Genomic DNA, 21,902 nt, shown 5'->3' with positions numbered 1-21,902 from the left:
CCCCACGGGTCGCGGAACCCGTCCACGAGAGAGAGTGTGAGGGTGCTCGTACTCGTCGCTCCCGGCCAGGGCGCTCAGACGCCCGGCTTCCTGACCCCCTGGCTCGACCTCCCCGGCGTCGCCGACCGCCTGCGGGACTGGTCGGAGGCCATCGACCTGGACCTCGTCCACTACGGCACGACCGCCGGCGAGGAAGAGATCCGTGACACCGCCGTCGCCCAGCCGCTGCTGGTCGCGGCCGCGCTGGTGTCCGCCGGGCAGCTCTTCCCCGGCACCGACACCACGGACGCCGTCGCCCGCCGGGTCGGCGCCGCCGCCGGCCACAGCGTCGGCGAGCTCGCCGCCGCCGCCCTCACGGGCGTGCTGACCGAGCGGGACGCCCTGCGGCTGGTCCGCAGGCGGGGCCTGGCCATGGCCGAGGCCGCGGCCGTCACCGAGACCGGTATGTCCGCGCTGCTGGGCGGTGAGGCCGACGTCGTCCTCCCGCATCTGGAGAAGCTCGGCCTGACCCCGGCGAACGTCAACGGCGCCGGTCAGATCGTCGCCGCCGGTACCATGGAACAGCTGGCGGCGCTCGCCGAGGACAAGCCCGAGGGCACCCGCCGCGTGGTGCCGCTGAAGGTCGCGGGCGCGTTCCACACCGAGCACATGGCCCCGGCCGTCTCGGTGCTGGAGACGGCGGCCCGCGAGCTGGACCCGGCCGCCCCGCGCACCCGCTACGTCTCCAACCGCGACGGAGCGGTGGTGACGGACGGCGCCGAGGTCGTGGCGCGGCTGGTCGGCCAGGTGGCCAACCCGGTCCGCTGGGACCTGTGCATGGAGACCTTCAAGGAGCTGGGCGTCACGGCGATCATCGAAGCGGCACCCGGCGGCACCCTGACGGGCATCGCGAAGCGCGCCCTGCCGGGCGTGCGGACGCTGGCCCTCAAGACGCCCGCCGACCTGGACGCCGCCCGCGAGCTGATCGCCGGGCACAGTGGCGACGCGTCCGCCCCGGCCGCCGATTCACCGGCCGCGTAAGGAGCCCCGGACATGACTGCCAAGATCAAGGCCGCCAAGGGCGCGCCCTACGCCCGCATCATGGGCGTGGGCGGCTACCGCCCGGTGCGCGTGGTGCCCAACGAGGAGATCCTCAAGCGCATCGACTCCTCCGACGAGTGGATCCGCTCGCGCTCCGGCATCGCCACCCGGCACTGGGCCGGCCCCGAGGAGACGGTGGCCACCATGTCCGTGGAGGCCGCGGGCAAGGCCATCGCGGACGCCGGGATCACCCCGGAGCAGATCGGCGCCGTGCTGGTCTCGACGGTGTCGCACTTCAAGCAGACCCCGGCCATCGCCACCGAGATCGCCCACCGGATCGGCGCCGGGAAGCCGGCCGCCTTCGACATCTCCGCCGGCTGTGCGGGCTTCGGCTACGGCCTGACCATGGCCAAGGGCCTGGTGATCGACGGTTCGGCCGAATATGTGCTGGTCATCGGCGTCGAGCGACTGTCGGACCTGACGGACCTGGACGACCGCTCCACCGCGTTCCTGTTCGGCGACGGCGCCGGCGCCGTGGTCGTGGGCCCGGCCGAGGAGCCCGCGATGGGCCCCACGGTGTGGGGCTCGGAGGGCGACAAGTCCGAGACCATCCGCCAGAACCTGCCGTGGGACGTCTACCGCGAGGGCACCGAGGTCCGGTTCCCGGCCATCACCCAGGAGGGCCAGGCGGTCTTCCGCTGGGCCGTCTTCGAGATGGCGAAGGTCGCCCAGCAGGCGCTGGACGAGGCCGGGATCACCGCCGAGGACCTGGACGTCTTCATTCCGCACCAGGCGAACATGCGCATCATCGACTCGATGGTCAAAACGCTGAAGCTGCCCGAGAATGTCGTGGTCGCGCGGGACGTGGAGACCACCGGCAACACATCGGCGGCCTCCATCCCGCTCGCCATGGAGCGCCTTCTGGCCACCGGGGCGGCGAAGAGCGGTGACACCGCGCTGCTCATCGGCTTCGGGGCGGGTCTCGTGTTCGCCGCGACGGTCGTTACCCTCCCCTAGGCGAGATCCGCACGGACCGGCACCGGCCGACCACGGTGCGGAGCTCTCCACCGCAGTTCCCTAAGCAGTTTTTCGAGAACCACCGCACAATTAAGGAGCGCCACCATGGCCGCCACGCAGGAAGAGATCCTCAAGGGCCTCGCCGACATCGTCAACGAGATCGCCGGCATCCCGGTCGAGGACGTCAAGCTGGACAAGTCCTTCACCGACGACCTGGACGTCGACTCGCTGTCCATGGTCGAGGTCGTCGTCGCCGCCGAGGAGCGCTTCGACGTGAAGATCCCGGACGAGGACGTCAAGGGCCTCAAGACGGTCGGTGACGCGGCCGACTACATCCTGAAGCACCAGGACTGATTCCCGCGTTCGTCGCCACCCCGGCGGGTGGCGGTTCCAGCACCTCTATTCGTGGAGACAGAATTCCTGTGAACTCGACCAATCGCACCGTGGTCGTCACCGGTATCGGCGCAACCACACCGCTGGGTGGCGACAGCGCATCTACCTGGGAAGGGCTGCTCGCCGGTCGCTCCGGTGTGAAGGCCCTGGAGGGCGAGCGGTTCGCCGACCTCCCGGTCCGCATCGCCGCCACGGCCGCGGTGGACCCCTCCGAGGTCCTGCCCCGCCCCCTCACCCGCAAGCTGGACCGGTCGGCGCAGTTCGCGCTGATCGCGGCCCGCGAGGCGTGGGCCGACGCGGGCTACACCGCCCGTGCCGGTGAGGACGCGGCCATCGCCCCCGAGCGGCTGGGCGCGGTCATCGCCTCCGGCATCGGCGGCGTGCAGACCCTGCTCGACCAGTACGACGTGCTCAAGGAGAAGGGCGCCCGCCGCGTCTCCCCGCACACCGTGCCGATGCTGATGCCCAACAGCCCGTCCGCCAACGTCGGCCTGGAGGTGAACGCCCAGGCGGGCGTGCACACCCCGGTCAGCGCCTGCGCGTCCGGCGCCGAGGCCATCGGCTACGCCGTGGAGATGATCCGCACCGGCCGTGCCGACGTCGTCGTCGCCGGAGGCACCGAGGCGGCCATCCACCCGCTGCCCGTCGCGGCCTTCGCCAGCATGATGGCGATGTCCAAGAACAACGACGAGCCGGAGAAGGCCTCCCGCCCCTACGACAAGGCCCGTGACGGCTTCGTCCTCGGCGAGGGCGCCGGCGTCATCGTCCTGGAGTCCGCCGAGCACGCCGCCCGGCGCGGCGCCCGCGTCTACTGCGAGCTGCTGGGCCAGGGCCTGTCCGCGGACAGCCACCACATCGCGCAGCCCGAGCCCACCGGCCGGGGCATCGCCGCGGCGCTCCAGGGCCTGCTGGCCTCCAGCGACCTGAAGCCGTCCGAGGTGATGCACCTCAACGCGCACGCCACCTCGACCCCGCAGGGCGACCTCGCGGAGATCAAGGCGCTGCGCAAGGTCCTGGGCGACGACCTCGACCATGTCGCGGTCTCCGCCACCAAGTCGATGACCGGCCACCTGCTGGGCGGTGCCGGCGGTATCGAGACGGTCGCGACCGTCCTCGCGCTGTACCACCGGATCGCCCCGCCGACCATCAACATCGACGAGCTGGACGAGGAGATCGACGCGGATATCGTCCGCGGCGAGCCCCGTCCGCTCCCGGAGGGCACCATCGCGGCGATCAACAACTCGTTCGGCTTCGGCGGGCACAACGTGGTGCTCGCGCTGCGGACGGTCTGACGCACGCATCCGTACGAGGGCCCGCCCGGTCGTCCACCGACCGGGCGGGCCCTCGGCGTTCACCGGGGGCGGGCGCCGAAGACGGTCGACCCGGGGACGGTGAAGGTGAAGCCGCGGCCGTCGTGGTGGAGATCGACCGCCCCGACCGGGAACAGCCGGTCCCGCCCGCTCACCGGCAGCGCCTCGCCCGCCCCGCGGCCGGTGCGCGGGTCGAGGCGGTGCACGGTCCCGTCGTAGCCGTATGTGGTCAGCACAGCCAGGTCGCCGTCGGCCCGCCGGGCCAGCGCCGTGACGTCGCGCCCGTACCGCTTCGTCCACAGCTCCCGCCCGTCGGCGAGGGAGTGGGCGGTGACGGACCGGGGGCGGCGCGCCCCCTGCTCCCGCGCGATCGCGACGACGATGCCGTCGGCGACCACGGCCTGTCCCGCGGGCCGGGCGGCGAAGCGGCCGTACGCGTCGTACAGGACGAGGTCGCGCCGCCGGTCGGAGGCCGGGACGACGACCGGCCCGCGGCCGCGGTCGTCGAAGGCCAGCAGGGCGTCGGTGCCGCGCCTGTCCCGCTCCTTGAAGCGGAGCACGGCGGGCTCGGCGGAGAGCACCTGCAACTCGTCGAGGTCGGATTCGACGGGCAGGGCACTGACACCGATCCGGCCGCCGGTCCTGGCGTCCAGCGTGACCAGCCGCCAGGAGTCCCGGGCGGCGCCGCACCGTTCGACGAGGACGGCCCGGCGGGCGCCCGCGTCGAGGGAGACGACCCGGCAGCCGGCCTGGGTGCGCCGGATCCACCGCTGCCTGCCGTCGGCCGCGTCCAGTCCCCGTACGGCGCCCCGCTCGCTCACCACGGCGGTGCCGTCGGCGAGGGCGATCCGGCCGTCCGTGCCGGCGGTGCCGGTGTCATCGCCTGTGAGGGCCCGACGCCAGACCGTCCGGCCGGTGGAGAGGTCGACCAGCGCGGCGGTCGTGCACGGCTTCTCGTGCCGGGCGAACGCGACGAGCCCGGTGCCGCCGGCGGTACGGGAGCTCATCGCGCACACGCTCTCGCGGGACGGGGCGGCAAGCGTCCAGCGCTCCTCCCCGTCGCGGACGTTGTACGCGGTGAGCCCGTCCGCGCGGGCCCGGACGAGGGTGCTGCCCACGCCCCATGTGCCCGCGGTCTCCGCGGAGGACGGCGGGGCGGTCCAGCGGACGTCGAGGCGGGGGCCGATCAGGGCCCCGTGGGCGTACCACCCGGGCACCAGCGACACCAGCAGCCCGCAGGAGATCACGGCCACCGTGCGCCGCGCGCGCCACGCCCTCGCGGTCCAGGCCACGCCCGCGGCCAGGGCGGCGATCGCGAGGACCGCCAGACCGATGTCCAGGCCGAAGGCGGCGTCGGCCCCGTCCGGTCGCGCGCCCCTGTCGGACCACCGGTCCGGGCCCCAGACGTTGAGGACGAGGAACACCAGGGCAAGCCCGAGCAGCGCCCCGGCCACTCCGAGCACGGCGGTCCTGACCGCGTCTCTCCGGTTCATCGCGTGCACTCCCCCCGACCACGGACAACCGCGGTCACCTCAGGGGCGAATGTATACGCGTGAGGCGCCGGAGCCCACGGGCCCACCGCGTCACCGCTCCCGCGGCTCCTCGAAGCTCGCGAAGTACGAGGCCGCCATGTCCTCGTCCCCGTGCCCCTGTTCGACGGCCCGCCGGAAGCGCTCCGCGCCGGCCGCGGCGACGTCGAGCCGCACACCGGCCCGCTCCCCGGCGGCCACGATGAGGCGGGCGTCCTTCTCGGCGGTGGTGGTGGCGAAGCTCGGCGGGGTGAGGGCGCCGTCGAGCAGCAGGCCGGACTTGGCGCGCAGATAGCCCATGTCCAGCGGGCCGCCCTCGACGGCCGCCAGGAAGTCCCGGGCGTCCACGCCCAGCCCCTTGGCGAGTGCCAGCGCCTCGGCGGCGCCGTGGGTGACGGTCAGCACCCAGCTGTTGAGCACCAGCTTGAGCCGGGAGGCGCTGCCCTCGGCGCCCTCCTCGCCCGTCCACACCGTGCGCGTGCCCACCGCGTCGAGGACGGGGGCGAGCCCGGGGCGGACGGCGGCGGGTCCCGCGGCGAGCACGGTGAGCTCGCCCTTCTCGGCCGGTGCCCGGGTGCCCAGGACCGGGGCGTCCACGAGGACGACGCCGTGCTCGTCGGCGAGGGCCGCGAAGTCGTCGAGGACGTCGAGCCCGGCGGTGGTGGACTGGAGCCACACCGCGCCCCGTCGCAGCCCGGGGACGGCCCGGCGCATGACGTCCAGGACGGCCGCGCCGTCGTACAGCACGGTGAGGACGACGTCGGCGTCGCGGACGGCCTCGGCGGGGGTCCCGGCGATCCGGACCCCGTCGGCGGCGAGCGGTTCGGCCTTGGCGCGGTCGCGGTTCCAGGCGCGGACGGAGAGTCCGGCGCGGGCGAGGTTGCGGGCCATGGCGGCGCCCATGATGCCGGTGCCGAGAACGGCGACGGAAGCGGTGTCGGTCATGCCGGAACCGTACGAGCTGGAGTGCGCTCGAAGGCAAGCCTTCCGCTCACACCACCTGGTGCAGCCACCTCACGGGCGCGCCCTCCCCGGCGTGCCGGAACGGCTCCAGCTCGTCGTCCCAGGGCTTCCCGAGGAGCCCGGACACCTCCGCCGCCAGGTCCGTCTCGCCGCGCTGGGCCCGGGCGACGGCGGCCCGCAGCCGGTCCTCGGGGATCAGGATGTCGCCGTGGATGCCGGTGACCGCGTGGAAGATGCCCAGGTCGGGAGTGGAGCTGTAGCGCTCGCCCTCGGCTCCGGCGCAGGGCTCGGCGGTCACCTCGAAGCGGAGCAGGTGCCAGCCGCGGAGGGCGGAGGCGAGCCGGGAGGCGGTGCCGGGGCGGCCCTGCCAGGAGAACTCCGTGCGCCAGGTGCCGGGCGAGGCGGGCTGCCGGATCCAGTCGAGCGTGACGCGTGCGCCGAGCACGCCTTCGACGGCCCATTCGACGTGCGGGCACAGCGCGCGCGGTGCGGAGTGCACGTAGAGAACGCCACGTGTCGTCACCGGGACCTCCAGTGCGGTTCGAGGTTCGCCTTCCCCAGCGGCCTCGCGCGCGTACCGGTCCCGCCCGGGGCGGCATCGGACAGCATGCCCCAACGGCCCCTCCCGCACCAGCTCGCGAGGTTACCAACAGTAAACACCATTGGGAGCAAATCTCCTGAAAAGGGGCAGGATGTGACGTGTTGTGATCCGGCGGAGCCGAGGTGCGGACACGACCGGAAAGAGCTCGGTCACCCCGGAGGAAAAGCTACCGTGCCGTGACCTCGTGAGGGTGACGTACCGTCGTTGCAGAACCGATATCACCCGGCCGGAGGGAAGACGATGCGCACCAGCACCGACCGCCCGTCACGCGCCGCCCTGACGGCGCCGGCAGCGCTGACCGCGGTCGCGGCGCTCGCCGCGACGCTGCTCACCGCGGGCTGCGACGACCGGACGCCGGGCGCGGCGGCGGAGCCCGCCGCCAAGCCCAGAGCGAGCGCCGCCGGACCCGTCTGGAACACCCGGCCCACCTCGATGGCCTCCCTCGGTGACTCCATCACCCGGGGGTTCGACGCCTGCCGGCTGCTCAAGGACTGCCCCGAGGTCTCCTGGGCGACCGGCACCGAGGTGGACAGCCTCGCCTCCCGGCTGCTGCCCTCCCCGCGGACGCGGAGCTGGAACCACGCCAGGACCGGCGCCAGGATGGCGGACCTCCCCCGCCAGGTGCGCGAGGCCGTGCCGAACCGGCCGCAGCTGGTGACGGTGCTGCTCGGGGCCAACGACGCCTGCCGGGCCGACGTGGCCGAGATGACGCCGGTGAAGCAGTACCGGGCCGACTTCGCGAAGTCCCTCAAGGAGCTGCGCCGGGCACTGCCGAAGACGCAGGTCTATGTGGCGAGCGTGCCGGACCTCAAGCGGCTGTGGTCGCAGGGGAGCAAGAACCCGCTGGGCAAGCAGGTGTGGAAGCTGGGGATCTGCCCGTCGATGCTGCGGGACTCCGATCTGGTGGACGCCCCCACCCGGGAGCGGCGGGAGAAGGTGGAGCGGCGGGTGAAGGAGTACAACGCCGCTCTGGAGGACGTCTGCCGGCGGGACCTGCTCTGCCGCTACGACGGGGGCTCGGTGCACTCCTACGGGTTCACCGGCGCCGACCTCAGCCACTGGGACTGGTTCCACCCCAACAAGCAGGGACAGCGGCAGCTCGCCGAGCTCGCCTACCGCAGGATCACGGCCGCCGGCCGCTGACACGGGCAGGGGCGGCGTCCGTCAGGTGACCCCGCCCCTGCCCCTCCCGCACGGTAGCGGACGAACGCCCGGCGGCGGGGGAACTCGCCCGCACACCAACCCCGTTCGGGTGTCACTCGGTGCTGTCCCGGTGCGCGCGCAGACCCACGCCGAGGATGCCCTCCCAGTCCGTCAGCTCCTCGACGAGCGGATGGGCGGGCACCCGTCCCTCCAGCCCGAGCACCACCTCGGCCTCGCGCCCCTTCGCCTTGCCCTTCCCGTTCTCGTGCTCCCTCTCGCGGACCTCGGAGTGGATCTGCACGTCCGTCACCCGGAACCCGCGGCTGGTGCAGAGCTCCAGGACCCGGCCGAGCAGCCCCCGGCGCGTCCGGTAGGAGAGCAGCAGCTCGAACCGCTCGATCGCCGGGGCCGCCGTCAGCCGGCGCGTCACCAGCGGGAAGCCGCGGACGACCAGGAAGTGCACCAGCGCCGCGGCGGCGCCGAGCAGCGGCAGACCGCCGCCGCAGGCCATGCCGACGGCGCAGGTCAGCCAGATGGTCGCGGCCGTGGTCAGACCGCGGACCGCGTCCCGGCGGACGAAGATCAGGCCGCCGCCGATGAACCCGATGCCGGAGACGACCTGCGCGGCGACCCGCGAGCCGTCCGCGCCCGCCCCGGCCAGGCCGTGCGCCGGCCCGAAGCCGTGCAGGGAGACCTCCACGAACAGGGCGCTGCCCACCCCGACCAGGGTGTGGGTGCGCAGCCCGGCGCTCTTCTGCTGGAGTTCGCGTTCGAGGCCGATGAGGGAGGAGAGCAGCAGGGCGAGGCCCAATTCGGTGAACTGCCGGGCTCCTTGACCACCGCCGGTGCCGAACAGCGGGGAAGCCCAGGGGAAGCCGATGGATATGAGGTGAAGCTCTCGGGTGAACTCGGCTATGTCCATGCGCCATTGTGGCCTGAAATCGCCTATGGAGAACCCGGCTTGGACACCTCTTCTGCGATCCGGACAACACTGCTTATATACGGCCTCATGAGACTCACCAAGCTCGCACCGCGCCTGTCGGGCGCCGTACTCACCGTCTCCGCGCTGGTCCTGGCTCCCCTGGCCGGTCCGGCCGCCGCCGCACCCGACGGGCCGGTTGCGCTCACCCGGGAGGAGGGCCGGCTGGGCGACCGGGTGCCCCAGGAGATCCTGCGGCGGGGCGGCTTCGGCGGGGCGGGCGGTGAGTTCGCCGGAGCGCTGGCGCGCACACGGACGCCCGGGCAGGCCGAGCGGGTGGCGTCGGAGGCGGGACGGCGGCTGTGGCGGCAGGCCGTGGCCCGGGCGCAGGGCCGCGGGCCCGCGGCCGGCGATCTGCCGCGGGACGACGACCGGCCGCTGTACTGGGCGCGGCTGAGCCTGACCAGGGAACTGCGGCTGTGGCGGCCCGCGTTCGCGCTGTCCGACGGGCGGCGCGCGGCCGTGCTGGACGCGCTGGAGCGCGGCTCGCGCGGGCAGGACTCGCTGGACTTCCCGGCCGGTCACGGCGTGAAGCGGGTGCTGGTCACCGGGTTCGACCCGTTCCAGCTCGACGACGACGTACGGCGCTCGAACCCGTCGGGCGCCGCGGCGCTCGCGCTGGACGGCACGGTGATCAATACTCCCGCGGGCCCGGCCCGGGTGGAGGCGGCCGTCTTCCCGGTGCGCTGGGAGGACTTCGCGCGGGGCACGGTGGAGCGGACGCTGCTGCCGCACTTCCGGCCGGGGCCGCGTCAAGTGGACCTGTTCACCACCATCAGCCAGGGCCGCCCCGGGCGCTTCGACGTCGAGCGGACCAACGGCGCCTGGCGCGGCGGCGGGACGGACAACGAACGGCTCCACGGCGGCCCGGGCATGGTGCCCGTCCCGCCGGGCGTCCCCACCGTGCGCCCGCAGCCCCAGTGGACGCGGACCACGCTGCCGTACGCCGAGCTGGCCGCGGCGGCGACCGGGCCGTACCCGGTCCGCGACAACACCGCGGTGACCGAGGTCCCGGCGGGCTCGACCGTGCCCGTCGACCGGCCGGACGGGCCGACGCCCGGCTCTGCGGCGCGCGCGGGCGGCGGGGGCGACTACCTGTCCAACGAGATCGCCTACCGGGCGACGCTGCTGCGCGACGCGACCGGGCTCGCGGTGCCGGGCGGCCATCTGCACACGCCCGTGCTGCGGTTCGGCGCGGACAACGGGTCGCCGTCGGGCCGCGTCACCGACCCGGAGTTCGAACGGAACCGGCGGGAGATCACCGCGCAGGTGCGGGCGCTGGTCGGAGTGGCCGCAGGAACCCTCCGGCAGCGATGATGTGCGCATGATCATCGCAAGTGCGCAGCTCACAGCCCGGCCGTGCGACATCGCGGCCAACGTCACCACCATGGCCGGGCTGGTCGCCGAGGCGGCCGGGCGCGGCGCCTCGCTCGTCGCCTTCCCGGAACTGGCCGTCACCGGCTACGAACTGGACGCCGTCGCGGCCGACCCCGCCCGGCTCGCCCTCACCCCGGACGACCCCCGCCTCGACCCACTGCGCGAGGCCTGCCGGGCGACCGGCACGGCGGCCGTCGTCACCGCCCCCGGCCGGCCCCCGGCCCCCGGGGCCGGGCCGAGGATCAGCGCGTTCGTGTACGGGCCGGACGGCACCCCGCTGACGCGCTACGACAAGCAGCACGTGACCGGGAAGGAGGCCGCGGCCGGCTTCTCACAGGGCACGGGCGACGGGCGGTTCGTCCTGGACGGCGTCCGGATCGGCCTGGCGATCTGCTACGACGTCGACTTCCCCGGCATCGGCGGCCGGGCCGCGGCGGACGGCTGCGCGCTGCTCGTGGCCACCTCGCTCTACGGGAGCGACGGCGGCCGGGAGGAACGGGCGCGGATCCTCCCCGCGCTGGCCCGGGACAACGGGCTGTACGTGCTGCTCGCCAACCACGTGGGCCCCGCGGGCGCCTACGTCGGCTGCGGCGGCAGCGGGGTGTGGGGGCCCGACGGCGGCCTCCTCGTCGAGGGGCCGGTGGCGGAGCCGGGCGTGGTGACGGCGGACGTGCCGCTCTGAACAACGGAACGCGGCAGGGGGCGCCCCACACCGGGACGCCCCCTGCTGACGCGTGCTCAGCGCACCGAGAGGGTGACCTCGATGTTGCCGCGGGTGGCGTTCGAGTACGGGCAGACCTGGTGCGCCTTCTCCACCAGGGCCAGCGCCGTGGCCTCGTCGACGTTCGGGATCCGCGCCGAGATGGCGACCTTCAGGCCGAAACCGCCCTCCGGCGTCTTGCCGATGCCGACCTCGGAGGTGACCGTCGACCCGGAGATGTCGGCCTTCTCCTGGCGGGCGACGACGCCCAGCGCGCCCTGGAAGCAGGCGCTGTAGCCGGCCGCGAACAGCTGCTCGGGGTTGGTGCCGGAGCCGCTGCCGCCCAGCGCCCTGGGCGGGTTGACGACGACGTCGAGGTTGCCGTCGTCGCTGGCGACGCGGCCGTCACGGCCGTTCTCGGCGGTGGCGACGGCGGTGTAGACGACGTCGACGGGCTGGATGCTCATGAGGGTGCTCCTCGCTCGGGGGGGGTGTGGAGGCCGGGGCGGGCCCGGTGGGGTTCAGCCGGCGAGGGTGACGATCATCTTGCCGGTGTTCTCGCCGCGGAGCAGGCCGAGGAAGGCGTCCGCGGTGTTCTCGATGCCGTGGACGACGGTCTCGTCCCGCTTGAGGGCGCCGGACCGGATCCAGCCGCCGACCTCCTCGAAGAACTGCTGCCGCAGGTGGTCGTGGTCCATGACGATCATGCCCTGGAGGCGCAGCCGCTTGGCGATGAGCAGCGCGAGGTTGCGCGGCCCGGGCTGCGGCTCGGTGGCGTTGTACTGGGCGATGGCGCCGCAGATCGTGGCGCGGCCGTGGAGGTTGAGGGCGCCGATGGCCGCCTCCAGGTGGTCCCCGCCGACGTTGTCGAAGTAGACGTCGATGCCGTCGGGCGCGGCCTCGGCGAGCTGCTCGGCGACCGGGCCGTTCTTGTAGTTGAAGGCGGCGTCGAAGCCGTACTCCTCGACGAGGCGGCGCACCTTCTCGTCCGATCCCGCGCTGCCGATGACCCGGGAGGCGCCCTTGAGCCGGGCGATCTGGCCGACCTGGCTGCCGACGGCACCCGCGGCGCCGGAGACGAAGACGGCGTCGCCCTCCTTGAAGGAGGCGACCTCCAGCAGGCCCGCGTAGGCGGTCATGCCCGGCATGCCGAGCGCGCCGAGGTAGGCGGAGAGCGGTACGTCGCCCGCTTCCGCCTTGACGGCGTACTTCGCGTCGAGCACGGCGTGCTCGCGCCAGCCGAGGTCGTGCAGGACGTGGTCGCCGACCGCGAAGCCCTCGGCCCGGGAGGCGACGACCTCGCCGATCGCGCCGCCGGTCATCGGCCGGTCGAGCGCGTAGGGCTCCACATAGGTCTTCTTGCCGGTCATCCGGCCGCGCATGTACGGGTCGACGGAGAGGTGCAGGTTGCGGACGGCGATCTGGCCCTCGGCGGGTCCGGCGAGCGGGATCTCGCGCAGCTCGAAGTCCTTGGGCTCGGGGGTGCCCTGCGGATGGGCGACGAGGTGCCAGGCGCGGGTCGTGGCGGGAAGGGACGGGGTGTCCGACATGGGGGTGAGCCCTCCTCGAGTTTGCTTCAGATGATGAAACAATAGTTCACCTATATATTTTAGGTTGTCAAGCAACTGGGTACGCTACGTCCATGTCACCGCCGACACCCCGGACCGATCCGCTGACGCTCGAAGTGGTCGACCTCATCGCGACCGTCGTGGCGCGCTACCACGAGGAGTACGACGAGGCCGCCGCCCGGCACTCCCTCACCGGCGCCCAGGCGCGCCTGCTGGCACTCCTGTCCCGCGAGCCGCTGCCCATGCGCCGGATCGCCCGGAAGCTGAAGTGCGAGCCGTCCAACGTCACGGGCATCGTCGACCGCCTGGCCGCCCGCGGCCTGGTCGAGCGCCGGCCCGACCCGGACGACCGCCGGATCAAGCTCGCGGCCGCCACGGACGCGGGCCGGGAGACCGCGCGGCTGCTGCGCGAGGAGCTGGACTTCGCCCGGGAGCCGCTGGCGGGGCTGACGCTGGAGCAGCGGGCGATGCTGCGGGACCTGCTGCGGCGGGTGGTGGGCGAGGAAACGTAGCGGAAGCGCCGGGGGCGCGTCCGGCCATCCGTCCCGGGAACGCGAATTCGGCACACCGCTCCCCCGCCGCCCGCCCGCACGGGACGATGGACCCCATGAACGCCCCCTCCGCGCCCTTCACCCCCCTGGACTTCCAGCTCGTCCTCCTCCGCCGCATGGCCGACCACCAGCCCGGCCTGGTCGAGGACGCCCTGCGGAAGCTGGACACCGGCCGCGGGGCGATGCGGGAGGCCAACCGGCGCTGGCAGGCCATGCTCCACGCACCCCGCCGGCGCGGCGCCGCGGCCCGCTACCGCTCGGTCCTGGGCCCGCCGGAGACCGTCACCGAACGCCGTATCGGCGACCTCGCCGTCGAGGCCGCCACCTGGCCGGTGCCGCTCTGGCCGGACCTGCGCTTCGAGGTCCTCACCGTCCCCGGCGGCGCCGTCTGGAACGAGTGGCTGGTCCGGGCGCCCGGCGTCCCGTCCCCCGCGCCGCGCACCATCGAGGAGCTGCGGCCCTGGTCGTGCACGGTGGACGAGGTCGCCCGCGCCTTCGCCCCGGCCCGCCCGATGGAGGGCACGGCGCCGACGCGCTGGCGGCTCGCCTTCACGGCCCCGGACACGGCGGGGGCGCGGCGGGAGTACGTGGCGGAGTTCACCTGGGGACTCTTCCAGCGGCTGGTGCGGTAGCGCCCCATGGACGCCCTCCATGGCGCGTCTCCTCCTTTTGGCTGACAGGGAGTGGCCGTTTACCCGAGGCGGGGTCCGGCCGCGCGTCCGTAGCGTGGGCGCCGTCCCCTGTTCTCCCCCGGACGGAACCCCATGTCCCCCTCCCGCCGCCCCGCCCTGGCCCGGACCGCGCTGGTCCTGGCCGCGCTGGTGCTGCCGGCGCTGCTGCTCACCGGGCTGACCGGCTGCTCCCTGGGCGGGATCGACAACTCGAAGACCATCGGCACTCCGGCCTCCGCCGACGAACCGCAGCGGGTCCGGATCCCCTCCCTCCACGTGGACAGCCCGCTGATCCGCCTCGGCCGGGACAAGGACCCCGACCGCCGGATACAGGCGCCGCCGCCGGACCGCAGCGCGACCGCGGGCTGGTACACCGGCAGCGTCATGCCCGGCCGGCCCGGCGTCGCCGTGATCATCGGGCACCGGCAGGACCACGACGGCAAGGCCGCCGTCTTCCGCGAGCTCTCCACCCTGCGTAAGGGCGCCGACATCGACATCGAGCGGGGCGACGGCAAGATCCTGCACTTCACCGTGACGGCCGTCCGCACCGTGGACCGGGACGAGGCGCTCGCCACCCGGAAGGACCACGCCGCGGCGGACGCGCGACACCCCGGCACGGGCCCCGCGCCCGCCCCGGAGAAGGCCCTGCGGCTGGTCACCTGCGCCGGCGACGGGGGCCCCGGCGGCGGGAGGGATCAGAGCACCGTCGTCGACGCGACACTGCGATCATGAGGCCCCGCCGCCGACGATGAGGGCGTGACGCCCCGCCCCCTGCTCGCCACGCTGCTCGCGCTCACCGTCGTGGGCGGGGCGCTCGACGCGGTCAGCTATCTGGGCCTGGGCCATGTCTTTACGGCGAACATGACCGGCAACGTCGTCATCCTCGGCTTCTCCGCGGCCGGCGCGGCCGGCTTCTCGGTGCCCGCGTCGTCGCTGGCCCTGGGCGGGTTCCTGGCCGGGGCGCTGCTCGGCGGCCGGTTCGGCGTGCTGATGGACGGCCGGTCCCGGCGGCTGTGGATCGGCGCGGCGCTGGCGGCCGAGGCGCTGCTCACCGGTGCCGCGGCGGCGCTCGCGACCGGTGTGCCGGGCGGGGAGGCCCGCCGCTTCACCGTGATCACCGTGCTCGCGGTCGCCATGGGGGTACGGGTCGCGACCGTCCGGAGGCTGGCCGTGCCGGACATGATGACGACGATCCTCACCCGCGTCCTCACCGGGCTCGCCGCCGACTCCCGGCTCGCCGGCGGCACGGATCCGCACTTCGGCCGGCGGCTGGGCTCGGTGCTGGCCATGGCGCTCGGCGCGCTGGCGGGCGGATGGCTGCTGATCCACCACGGCCCGGTGTGGCCGCTGGCCCTCGCGGCGGGCGGTGTGGCGCTGCTCGCCGCGGCCTGTCTGGCGTCCGGCGCCGGGCGGGTGCCCGGCGCCGGACCGCGGGTCAGGCGAGCTCGGCGGCGAGGGTGATCGTCGTCCCGGCGAGCGCCTGGCTGACCGGGCAGTTCTTCTTGGCGTCCTCGGCCGCGGCGGCGAAGCCGTCCTCGTCGAGGCCGGGCACCTCGCCGCGGACCGTGAGGTGGATGCCGGTGATGCCCTCGCCCGGCTGGAAGGTCACCTCGGCCTTGGTCTCCAGGCGGGTGGGAGGCGTACCGGCGCCGGTGAGGCCGTGCGAGAGCGCCATGCTGAAGCAGCTGGAGTGGGCCGCCGCGATGAGCTCCTCCGGGCTGGTCTTCCCGTTCGCCTGCTCGGCGCGGGACGGCCAGGAGACCGGCTGCGAGCCGATGCCGGACGAGTCGAAAGTGACGGTGCCGCTGCCCTTGAGCAGCTCGCCCTCCCAGACGGTGTGCGCGGTGCGGTTGGTGGCCATGGCGGTCCTCCCAGGACGTGACGGGTGATGAGAACAGTGGGACAGTACGGCCGTACGGCCATTCGGGGCAGGGCCCCGGTCGATCATCCGGCCCCGGCCGGTGCCCGCCCGGCTGCGACACGCCCGTCCGGCGCGGGGGCCGTCGCGTTCCAGGCGAGCAGCGCCGGACGCCCGTGCTCGGTGCCGATCCGGCTGAGGGTCGCGGTGTCCAGCCGGAACAGCGCGCCGGACGACGGCGGCAGCCCGAGCCTACGAGCCGTCAGCACCCGCAGGAAGTGCGCGTGGGCGACCAGCACCACGTCCCCGCCGTCCTCCGCCGCCAGCCAGGGGGCGACACGCGCCAGCACCCGGTCGGCGCGCGCCCCGACCTCCGCGGGCGACTCCCCCGGGTGCCCGTCGGGACCGGGCACCACACCGTCGTCGAACAGGAACCACCCGGGCCGGGTGCGCTGGATCTCCGCGGTCGTTATGCCCTCGTAGCCGCCGTAGTCCCACTCCCGCAGGTCCTCGTCGGTGCGCACGTCCCGCAGCCCGGCCAGTTCGGCCGTGCGCAGGGCGCGGGTGCGCGGGCTGGCCAGGACGTGCCCCACCGTGCGCTCCGCGAGCAGCGGGCGCAGCGCCGCCGCCTGCCGCTCGCCGCGGCCGGTCAGCGGCAGGTCGGTCCAGCTGGTGTGCCGGCCGTCCCGGCTCCATTCGGTCTCGCCGTGCCGGACGAGGAGAAGCTCACTCACCGTCCCGCCCGGTGCCTTCCTGCTCCCCCTGCTTCCCCTGCTCGCGCGCCACCGCGTCCCGCACCTCGTCCATGTCGAGGTCGCGGGCCTGCCGGATGACGTCCTCCAGCGCCGCCTCGGGCAGCGCCCCCGGCTGGGCGTACACCGCGATGTTGTCGCGGACGACCATCAGCGTGGGGATCGAGGTGATCCCGAACGCGGCGGCCAGTTCGGGCTGCGCCTCGGTGTCGACCTTGCCGAAGAGCAGGTCCTCGTGGCGGTCGGCCGCCTTCTCGTAGACGGGTGCGAACTGCCGGCAGGGGCCGCACCACGCGGCCCAGAAGTCGATCAGGACGAACCCGTTGCCCGAGACCGTCTCGTCGAAGTTCTCCTTGGTGAGCTCCACCGTGCTGCTCATGCGTGCCTACCCGCTTCCCAGTCGTCGGTCGTGTGGTGACCCAGCAGCGCCAACCCCGTACCGGCACGCCCTATTCCGCAGCCACCGGATGGCCTACAGCCGCCTCCTCGGTGAAGCGGTGTGACCGTGATTACATCATCGCCGGAGGTGCTTTTGTATGACCGGCGACAGACCGCACAGCGGTGGCAGATCCGACGACGAGCAGGTCAGGACGACGACATCACGGCGCCTGGTGCTGGCCACCGCCGCCCTCGCACCGATACTGGCCGCCGCGGGACCGGCCAGGGCCGACACCGGGCCGACGTCACGAACCCCGGATCCGTGCGGCCGCCGCCGCGGGCTGATCCACCCGGCGACCACCAGCGAGGCCGACTGGCAGGACGTCATCGACCTGCTGAAGCACCGGGGGCGGCTGGCCGGGGACAAGGTCTACCGCATGGGCTTCCTCCGCCACGACCTCAAGGTCAAGTCGTACGGATACCCCCTCAAGGCGAGCCTGGGCCTCGGGTCGTTCATCTCCTTCCTCCGCTACGAGGACGGCAAGGTGATGATGATGGGCGACATGGCGGTGACCGAACGCGAGATGCAGAAGGTCATCGACATCCTCGACTCGCGCGGCATCACGCAGACCGCCATCCACAAGCACCTGTTCGCCCATGAGCCGGCGGTCTGGTGGATGCACATCCACGGGATGCACCGCGACGCCACCTACCTGGCCCGGGCCCTGCGCTCGGCCCTGAAGGCCACCGGCACCCCGCCCGCCACCGGGCTGCCCCCCAAGGTCCAGCTGGACCTGGACACCGCGGGCATCGACGCGGCCCTCGGCACCAAGGGCGGCACCGAGGGCGAGATCTACAAGATCGTCTTCGCCCGCAACGAGACGGTCATCGACCACGACCGCGTCCTGCCCCGGATGACGGGCTCCACCACCGCCCTGTCCTTCCAGCCCATCGGCAAGCACAAGGCCATCGTCAACGGCGACTTCGTGATGACCGCCGGTGAGGTCCAGGACGTGGTGCGCGCCCTGCGGCGCAACGGCATCGACATCGTCTCGATCCACAGCCACATGCTGATGGACGACCCCCGCCTCTTCTTCCTGCACTTCTGGGGCATCGGCGACGGCGTCCGCCTCGCCCGCGGCCTGCGCGCCGCGGTGAACCACACCAATGTGTCGCCGGCCGCGGCACTCGACTGACGGCCGCGCGGACGGGACCCACACGCGAAGGGCCGCCACGGAGTGCGTGGCGGCCCTTCGGCAACGTTTTCGCAGAGCAGATCGTTTCTGCAGCTGAACCGTGGTGTGGGGCGGGTGGGACTCGAACCCACGACCGACGGATTATGAGTCCGCTGCTCTAACCGGCTGAGCTACCGCCCCGTTCACGGCGCGTCGCGCACATCTGTGCGCGCCGTCTGCCGCAGCATAGCCGCTCATACGATCTGCTGCCCCGGTGGGGGCACATCGTGTGACCAGCCTGACCTTGAGGACTTCGGGTGGGGCGGGATGGTTCCCGTCCGGCGGGAAATACCGGCATGAAAAAAGGACCCCCGAAGGGGTCCTCTCCCAGGTGGCTCCTCCGACTGGACTCGAACCAGTAACCTGCCGGTTAACAGCCGGCTGCTCTGCCAATTGAGCTACAGAGGATCGCGCTCCCCCGACTGGACTCGAACCAGTAACCTGCCGGTTAACAGCCGGCTGCTCTGCCAATTGAGCTACAGAGGATCGCGCTCCCCCGACTGGACTCGAACCAGTAACCTGCCGGTTAACAGCCGGCTGCTCTGCCAATTGAGCTACAGAGGATCGCGCTCCCCCGACTGGACTCGAACCAGTAACCTGCCGGTTAACAGCCGGCTGCTCTGCCAATTGAGCTACAGGGGATTGTCGCTGTGCCTCGAATGCATCTTCGTCCGGTCTCCCGGGCGGCGTGCGCTCGCTGCGAGACATACATTAGCGCAAGCAGGGGGGTGCTCCGCCAATCGGTATCCCGGGAGTGACGTCCCGGTACACAGGGTAGGCGGCGGGCACAGCCCGGCAGGGCTCCGCGACTGCCGCGGGGCCCACGGGATCCGAGGGAAGGATGGGGTATGCGCTACCGGCTGACGTTCATCGCCGGCGCCGCCGTGGGCTATGTGCTCGGCGCGCGGGCCGGCCGCGAGCGGTACGAGGAGCTGCGCAAGGGGGTGCGACGGATCGCGCAGAACCCGGTCGTGCGGAACACCGCGGAGACGGCCGCGGTGAACGGCAGGTCCCTGGCCGGCCGCACGCTCGGCAAGGTCGGCGACCGGCTCCCCGGCTCGGTGGCGAGCCGGGTGCGTTCGCTGCGCGAGCCGCGGGTGCCGGACGAGGACGAGTGGGGTACCAGCAACACCTGACCGGCTGCGGGGCGGGCGGCGACGGTTTGGCATCATCCTCGGCATGGGCATAGTCGCGGGGCTGGACAGTTCCACCGAGAGCACACGGATCGTCGTCTGCGACGCGGACACGGGTGCCGTGCTCCGGCAGGGGTACGCGCCGCATCCACCCTCCGCCGCCGAGGGTGACCCCCAGGCGTGGCTGATCTCGCTGGGCGAGGCGGCGGCCGGGGGGCTGCTGGAGGGCGTCCAGGCCATCGGCGTCTCGGCGCAGCAGCACGGGCTGCTCGCGCTGGACGCCGGCGGGGTGCTCGTCCGCCCCGCCCTGCTGGGCAACGACAAGCGGGCACAGCCCGCCGCCGCCGACCTGACCGACGCGCTGGGCGGCAGGACCGCGTGGGCGGAGGCGGTGGGCACCGTGCCGCAGGCGGCGATGTCCGTCGCCAAACTGCGCTGGCTGGCGCGGAACGAACCCGAGTCGGCGACGCGCACCGCCGCGCTGATGCAGCCGCACGAGTGGCTGGTGTGGCAGCTGCTGGGCCGCCCGGTGCGCCGGACGACGGACCGCGGCGCGGCGTCGTCCACCGGCTACTGGTCAGCCGCCACGGGCGCGTGGCGCCCCGACCTCGTGGAACTGGCCCTGGGCCATGGAGCGGTGCTGCCGGACGTCCTCGCGCCCGCCGAGCCGGCCGGGCACACCCCCGAGGGCCTGCTGATCTCCGCCGGGACGGGCGAGACCATGGCGGCCGCCTTCGGCCTCGGCGTCGGCCCCGGCGACGCGGTGATCTCGCTGGGCGCCTCGGGCTCCGTCTTCGCCGTCCACCACCAGGCGCTGGCCGACCCCTCGGGCACCATCACCTCGTTCGCCGACGCCACCGGTATGCACCTGCCCGTCGTCCACACGCTCAACGCCGTACGGGTGCTGCGCGGGACGGCCGAGCTGCTGGGCACGGACCTGAAGGGGCTGTCGGAGCTGGCGCTGCGCTCCTCCTGGGGCTCGTACGGGCTGGTGCTGCTGCCCTACCTGGAGGGCGAGCGCACCCCGCATCTGCCGCACACCGCCGGGACGCTGGCCGGGCTGCGGCGCGAGAGCATGAAGCCGGAGCACCTGGCGCGGGCCGCCTTCGAGGGGATGCTGTGCGGCCTCGCCGACGCACTGGACGTGCTGCGCGGGCGCGGCGTCGTGGTGCGGCGGGTGTTCCTGCTCGGCGCGGCGGCCGAACTGCCCGCCGTGCAGGCGCTGGCACCCGCCCTGTTCGGCGCGCAGGTCGTCGTCCCGCAGCCGGCCGACTACGCGGCCCTGGGCGCGGCCCGGCAGGCCGCCTGGGCGCTGGGCGTGCAGCACGGCGTGCTCTCCCCGCAGGAGCCCCCGCGCTGGCCGCACGCCGCCAGCCAGGTGTTCGAGCCGGGTGAGGAGCTGCCGTCGGGGCAGGCCGTGCGGCAGCAGTACGGGACCGTGCGCGAGCAGACCCATCCGGGGGCGTTCGGGCAGGGCTAGGCGGCGATCAGTCGAGGTAGCCCCGCAGCTGGTCGGCGAAGGCGTGGTCGCGGAGCTTGTTGAGGGTCTTCGACTCGATCTGCCGGATCCGCTCCCGGGTCACACCGAATATCCGGCCGATCTCCTCCAGCGTCCTGGGCCTGCCGTCCACCAGCCCGTACCGCAACTGCACGACCTTGCGCTCGCGCTCCCCGAGCGTGGACAGGACGGCCTCCAGGTGCTCGCGCAGCAGCAGGAACGCCGCCGACTCGACGGGCGAGGCCGCGTCGCCGTCCTCGATGAGGTCGCCGAGCGCGACGTCGTCCTCCTCGCCGACGGGCGCGTGCAGGGAGACCGGCTCCTGGGCGAGGCGCAGCACCTCGCTGACCCGCTCCTCGGAGAGGTCGAGGTAGGCGGCGACCTCCTCGGCGGTCGGTTCGCTGCCGCGCTCCTGGAGCATGCGGCGCTGGACGCGGACGACCCGGTTGATCAGTTCGACGACGTGGACCGGGACCCGGATGGTGCGGGCCTGGTCGGCGAGGGCCCGGGACATGGCCTGGCGGATCCACCAGGTCGCGTAGGTCGAGAACTTGTAGCCCCGCGCGTAGTCGAACTTCTCGACCGCCCTGATCAGCCCGAGGTTGCCCTCCTGGACCAGGTCGAGCATGGTCAGTCCGCGTCCGATGTAGCGCTTGGCGACGGAGACGACGAGGCGCAGATTGGCCTCGATGAGGCGGCGCTTCGCCATCCGGCCGAGCACCACCAGCCGGTCGAGGTCGAGGGCGAGACAGGTGTCGAGGTCCGACGTGCCCGACAGGGACGCCAGTTTCTCCTCCGCGAACAGCCCGGCCTCCACCCGGCGGGCCAGCTCCACCTCCTCGACCGCCGTGAGCAGCGGGATACGGCCGATCTCGCGCAGGTACTGGCGGAAGAGGTCCGAGGAGGGGCCGCCGGTGTCGGCGCGCCGCTCGCGCTCCCGGGCTGCCGCCGGCTCGTCGGCCAGGGTCTCGGACGGTGGCGGGCCGGGTTGCCGCGGAACGGCCCCCGCGGGGTCGGCCAGGGCCTCGGGAAGGGTGGGGGTCCGGGTCTGCACGGGGGCGACCTCCAGGGTGATCGCTGCGTGGGCAGAGTCTCGGCGCGCCGGCGGCCGAGGGGTTCGCGGGGGTTCCGCGGGGTTCCCGGTCCGTGCCGCTCCGGAGGACTCAGGCACCGCCCACCAGTGTGGGGCACGACGTGGCTCCGCCACGAGGGGCTTGCGACCACTT

Annotated in this window: 24 protein-coding genes and 5 tRNA genes; 14 read left to right on the top strand and 15 right to left on the bottom strand. The window is 73.5% G+C overall.

Going from position 1 to position 21,902, the window contains the following annotated elements:
- Positions 1-42 precede the first annotated feature (42 nt).
- The 4 genes from HN013_RS00980 to fabF all read left to right on the top strand — a co-directional run bounded on the left by HN013_RS00980 (position 43) and on the right by fabF (position 3,722).
- Positions 43-1,020, top strand: coding sequence for an ACP S-malonyltransferase (locus HN013_RS00980; protein ID WP_171161836.1), 978 nt, complete (start codon positions 43-45; stop codon positions 1,018-1,020).
- Between the two features lie 12 nt (positions 1,021-1,032).
- Positions 1,033-2,037 carry a ketoacyl-ACP synthase III gene (locus HN013_RS00975; RefSeq protein ID WP_171161834.1) on the top strand — a complete coding sequence of 335 codons (1,005 nt, stop codon included), beginning with the start codon at positions 1,033-1,035 and terminating at the stop codon, positions 2,035-2,037.
- A 105-nt stretch (positions 2,038-2,142) separates the two neighbouring features.
- The gene (locus HN013_RS00970) at positions 2,143-2,391 is read left to right on the top strand and encodes an acyl carrier protein (RefSeq protein ID WP_171161832.1); all 249 of its coding nucleotides are present in this window, start codon (positions 2,143-2,145) and stop codon (positions 2,389-2,391) included.
- A 68-nt stretch (positions 2,392-2,459) separates the two neighbouring features.
- A complete protein-coding gene (fabF, locus tag HN013_RS00965) occupies positions 2,460-3,722 on the top strand; it encodes a beta-ketoacyl-ACP synthase II (protein WP_171161830.1) in 1,263 nt (420 codons plus the stop codon).
- Positions 3,723-3,781: 59 nt separating this feature from the next.
- On the opposite strand, the gene HN013_RS00960 is transcribed toward fabF, so the two are convergent.
- The 3 genes from HN013_RS00960 to HN013_RS00950 all read right to left on the bottom strand — a co-directional run bounded on the left by HN013_RS00960 (position 3,782) and on the right by HN013_RS00950 (position 6,755).
- Positions 3,782-5,233: a PQQ-binding-like beta-propeller repeat protein gene (locus HN013_RS00960; protein ID WP_171161828.1), complete on the bottom strand. Its 1,452-nt coding sequence runs from the start codon at positions 5,231-5,233 to the stop codon at positions 3,782-3,784.
- Positions 5,234-5,323: 90 nt separating this feature from the next.
- Positions 5,324-6,214, bottom strand: a complete 891-nt coding sequence (locus tag HN013_RS00955; protein ID WP_171161827.1) for an NAD(P)-dependent oxidoreductase — start codon at positions 6,212-6,214, stop codon at positions 5,324-5,326.
- Between the two features lie 46 nt (positions 6,215-6,260).
- Positions 6,261-6,755: a DUF3145 domain-containing protein gene (locus tag HN013_RS00950; protein WP_171161825.1), complete on the bottom strand. Its 495-nt coding sequence runs from the start codon at positions 6,753-6,755 to the stop codon at positions 6,261-6,263.
- 318 nt (positions 6,756-7,073) lie between these two features.
- Between HN013_RS00950 and HN013_RS00945 the strand changes: the two genes are divergently transcribed.
- Positions 7,074-7,976, top strand: a complete 903-nt coding sequence (locus HN013_RS00945; RefSeq protein WP_171161823.1) for an SGNH/GDSL hydrolase family protein — start codon at positions 7,074-7,076, stop codon at positions 7,974-7,976.
- Between the two features lie 112 nt (positions 7,977-8,088).
- On the opposite strand, the gene HN013_RS00940 is transcribed toward HN013_RS00945, so the two are convergent.
- Positions 8,089-8,898 carry an MgtC/SapB family protein gene (locus tag HN013_RS00940; RefSeq protein WP_171161821.1) on the bottom strand — a complete coding sequence of 270 codons (810 nt, stop codon included), beginning with the start codon at positions 8,896-8,898 and terminating at the stop codon, positions 8,089-8,091.
- Positions 8,899-8,985: 87 nt separating this feature from the next.
- Here HN013_RS00940 and HN013_RS00935 point away from each other — a divergent pair, with 87 nt between their 5' ends.
- Positions 8,986-10,272, top strand: coding sequence for a pyroglutamyl peptidase (locus tag HN013_RS00935; RefSeq protein WP_171161819.1), 1,287 nt, complete (start codon positions 8,986-8,988; stop codon positions 10,270-10,272).
- 7 nt (positions 10,273-10,279) lie between these two features.
- Positions 10,280-11,014, top strand: coding sequence for a carbon-nitrogen hydrolase family protein (locus HN013_RS00930; RefSeq protein ID WP_171161817.1), 735 nt, complete (start codon positions 10,280-10,282; stop codon positions 11,012-11,014).
- 56 nt (positions 11,015-11,070) lie between these two features.
- Here the strand turns inward: HN013_RS00930 and HN013_RS00925 are convergent, their stop codons facing one another.
- Together HN013_RS00925 and HN013_RS00920 are read right to left on the bottom strand one after the other, a co-directional pair.
- Positions 11,071-11,499: an organic hydroperoxide resistance protein gene (locus tag HN013_RS00925; RefSeq protein ID WP_171161815.1), complete on the bottom strand. Its 429-nt coding sequence runs from the start codon at positions 11,497-11,499 to the stop codon at positions 11,071-11,073.
- A gap of 54 nt (positions 11,500-11,553) precedes the next feature.
- Positions 11,554-12,582 carry an NADP-dependent oxidoreductase gene (locus HN013_RS00920; RefSeq protein WP_171161813.1) on the bottom strand — a complete coding sequence of 343 codons (1,029 nt, stop codon included), beginning with the start codon at positions 12,580-12,582 and terminating at the stop codon, positions 11,554-11,556.
- 92 nt (positions 12,583-12,674) lie between these two features.
- Here HN013_RS00920 and HN013_RS00915 point away from each other — a divergent pair, with 92 nt between their 5' ends.
- The 4 genes from HN013_RS00915 (at position 12,675) to HN013_RS00900 (ending at position 15,283) form a co-directional block, all read left to right on the top strand.
- On the top strand, positions 12,675-13,112 hold the full coding sequence (locus HN013_RS00915; protein WP_171161811.1) for a MarR family winged helix-turn-helix transcriptional regulator: 438 nt from the start codon (positions 12,675-12,677) through the stop codon (positions 13,110-13,112).
- Positions 13,113-13,207: 95 nt separating this feature from the next.
- Entirely contained in the window at positions 13,208-13,783 is a 576-nt protein-coding gene (locus tag HN013_RS00910) for a hypothetical protein (protein ID WP_398977838.1), read from the top strand.
- 132 nt (positions 13,784-13,915) lie between these two features.
- Positions 13,916-14,554 carry a sortase domain-bontaining protein gene (locus HN013_RS00905; RefSeq protein WP_171161807.1) on the top strand — a complete coding sequence of 213 codons (639 nt, stop codon included), beginning with the start codon at positions 13,916-13,918 and terminating at the stop codon, positions 14,552-14,554.
- 24 nt (positions 14,555-14,578) lie between these two features.
- Positions 14,579-15,283 carry a YoaK family protein gene (locus HN013_RS00900; RefSeq protein ID WP_171161805.1) on the top strand — a complete coding sequence of 235 codons (705 nt, stop codon included), beginning with the start codon at positions 14,579-14,581 and terminating at the stop codon, positions 15,281-15,283.
- Here HN013_RS00900 and HN013_RS00895 read toward each other — a convergent pair.
- The 3 genes from HN013_RS00895 to trxA all read right to left on the bottom strand — a co-directional run bounded on the left by HN013_RS00895 (position 15,258) and on the right by trxA (position 16,811).
- Positions 15,258-15,683, bottom strand: coding sequence for an OsmC family protein (locus HN013_RS00895; protein WP_171161803.1), 426 nt, complete (start codon positions 15,681-15,683; stop codon positions 15,258-15,260). The two genes, HN013_RS00900 and HN013_RS00895, sit on opposite strands and share 26 nt — an antisense overlap.
- Positions 15,684-15,766: 83 nt before the next feature.
- The gene (locus tag HN013_RS00890; RefSeq protein WP_171161801.1) at positions 15,767-16,414 is read right to left on the bottom strand and encodes a histidine phosphatase family protein; all 648 of its coding nucleotides are present in this window, start codon (positions 16,412-16,414) and stop codon (positions 15,767-15,769) included.
- Positions 16,407-16,811: a thioredoxin gene (gene trxA / locus HN013_RS00885; protein ID WP_171161799.1), complete on the bottom strand. Its 405-nt coding sequence runs from the start codon at positions 16,809-16,811 to the stop codon at positions 16,407-16,409. Before trxA ends, HN013_RS00890 begins: the two co-directional genes overlap by 8 nt.
- A 157-nt stretch (positions 16,812-16,968) precedes the next feature.
- Here trxA and HN013_RS00880 point away from each other — a divergent pair, with 157 nt between their 5' ends.
- A complete protein-coding gene (locus tag HN013_RS00880; protein ID WP_171161797.1) occupies positions 16,969-18,006 on the top strand; it encodes a DUF1259 domain-containing protein in 1,038 nt (345 codons plus the stop codon).
- A gap of 106 nt (positions 18,007-18,112) precedes the next feature.
- Here HN013_RS00880 and HN013_RS00875 read toward each other — a convergent pair.
- From HN013_RS00875 to HN013_RS00855, 5 genes are all read right to left on the bottom strand, one after another.
- Positions 18,113-18,186, bottom strand: a tRNA-Ile gene (locus tag HN013_RS00875).
- A gap of 191 nt (positions 18,187-18,377) precedes the next feature.
- Positions 18,378-18,453, bottom strand: a tRNA-Asn gene (locus tag HN013_RS00870).
- A gap of 5 nt (positions 18,454-18,458) precedes the next feature.
- Positions 18,459-18,531, bottom strand: a tRNA-Asn gene (locus tag HN013_RS00865).
- Positions 18,532-18,536: 5 nt separating this feature from the next.
- A tRNA-Asn gene (locus HN013_RS00860) sits at positions 18,537-18,609 on the bottom strand.
- Between the two features lie 5 nt (positions 18,610-18,614).
- Positions 18,615-18,687, bottom strand: a tRNA-Asn gene (locus HN013_RS00855).
- Between the two features lie 206 nt (positions 18,688-18,893).
- Here HN013_RS00855 and HN013_RS00850 point away from each other — a divergent pair.
- The gene (locus tag HN013_RS00850) at positions 18,894-19,181 is read left to right on the top strand and encodes a YtxH domain-containing protein (RefSeq protein WP_171161795.1); all 288 of its coding nucleotides are present in this window, start codon (positions 18,894-18,896) and stop codon (positions 19,179-19,181) included.
- Between the two features lie 43 nt (positions 19,182-19,224).
- Positions 19,225-20,658, top strand: a complete 1,434-nt coding sequence (locus HN013_RS00845; RefSeq protein ID WP_171161793.1) for an FGGY family carbohydrate kinase — start codon at positions 19,225-19,227, stop codon at positions 20,656-20,658.
- Positions 20,659-20,665: 7 nt separating this feature from the next.
- Here HN013_RS00845 and HN013_RS00840 read toward each other — a convergent pair whose 3' ends face one another.
- Positions 20,666-21,883 (bottom strand): RNA polymerase sigma factor, encoded by a 1,218-nt coding sequence (locus tag HN013_RS00840; RefSeq protein ID WP_398977832.1) that lies wholly within the window; start codon positions 21,881-21,883, stop codon positions 20,666-20,668.
- Between the last annotated feature and the right edge of the window lie 19 nt (positions 21,884-21,902).

The organism is Streptomyces sp. I05A-00742 (assembly GCF_013055795.1).
In the GTDB taxonomy this organism is placed as follows: domain Bacteria; phylum Actinomycetota; class Actinomycetes; order Streptomycetales; family Streptomycetaceae; genus Streptomyces.
The sequence above is the reverse complement of the archived record's forward strand: the minus strand, read 5'-3'. Positions and strand labels throughout refer to the sequence as shown.

Bases quoted from the DNA above. Each gene is read 5' to 3' on its own strand.
- HN013_RS00975 (WP_171161834.1), top strand. From the start codon at position 1,033: ATGACTGCCAAGATCAAGGCCGCCAAGGGCGCGCCCTACGCCCGCATC.
- HN013_RS00970 (WP_171161832.1), top strand. From the start codon at position 2,143: ATGGCCGCCACGCAGGAAGAGATCCTCAAGGGCCTCGCCGACATCGTC.
- HN013_RS00960 (WP_171161828.1), bottom strand. From the start codon at position 5,233: ATGAACCGGAGAGACGCGGTCAGGACCGCCGTGCTCGGAGTGGCCGGG.
- HN013_RS00955 (WP_171161827.1), bottom strand. From the start codon at position 6,214: ATGACCGACACCGCTTCCGTCGCCGTTCTCGGCACCGGCATCATGGGC.
- HN013_RS00945 (WP_171161823.1), top strand. From the start codon at position 7,074: ATGCGCACCAGCACCGACCGCCCGTCACGCGCCGCCCTGACGGCGCCG.
- HN013_RS00940 (WP_171161821.1), bottom strand. From the start codon at position 8,898: ATGGACATAGCCGAGTTCACCCGAGAGCTTCACCTCATATCCATCGGC.
- HN013_RS00935 (WP_171161819.1), top strand. From the start codon at position 8,986: ATGAGACTCACCAAGCTCGCACCGCGCCTGTCGGGCGCCGTACTCACC.
- HN013_RS00930 (WP_171161817.1), top strand. From the start codon at position 10,280: ATGATCATCGCAAGTGCGCAGCTCACAGCCCGGCCGTGCGACATCGCG.
- HN013_RS00925 (WP_171161815.1), bottom strand. From the start codon at position 11,499: ATGAGCATCCAGCCCGTCGACGTCGTCTACACCGCCGTCGCCACCGCC.
- HN013_RS00920 (WP_171161813.1), bottom strand. From the start codon at position 12,582: ATGTCGGACACCCCGTCCCTTCCCGCCACGACCCGCGCCTGGCACCTC.
- HN013_RS00915 (WP_171161811.1), top strand. From the start codon at position 12,675: ATGTCACCGCCGACACCCCGGACCGATCCGCTGACGCTCGAAGTGGTC.
- HN013_RS00910 (WP_398977838.1), top strand. From the start codon at position 13,208: ATGAACGCCCCCTCCGCGCCCTTCACCCCCCTGGACTTCCAGCTCGTC.
- HN013_RS00905 (WP_171161807.1), top strand. From the start codon at position 13,916: ATGTCCCCCTCCCGCCGCCCCGCCCTGGCCCGGACCGCGCTGGTCCTG.
- HN013_RS00895 (WP_171161803.1), bottom strand. From the start codon at position 15,683: ATGGCCACCAACCGCACCGCGCACACCGTCTGGGAGGGCGAGCTGCTC.
- trxA (WP_171161799.1), bottom strand. From the start codon at position 16,811: ATGAGCAGCACGGTGGAGCTCACCAAGGAGAACTTCGACGAGACGGTC.
- HN013_RS00880 (WP_171161797.1), top strand. From the start codon at position 16,969: ATGACCGGCGACAGACCGCACAGCGGTGGCAGATCCGACGACGAGCAG.
- HN013_RS00850 (WP_171161795.1), top strand. From the start codon at position 18,894: ATGCGCTACCGGCTGACGTTCATCGCCGGCGCCGCCGTGGGCTATGTG.
- HN013_RS00845 (WP_171161793.1), top strand. From the start codon at position 19,225: ATGGGCATAGTCGCGGGGCTGGACAGTTCCACCGAGAGCACACGGATC.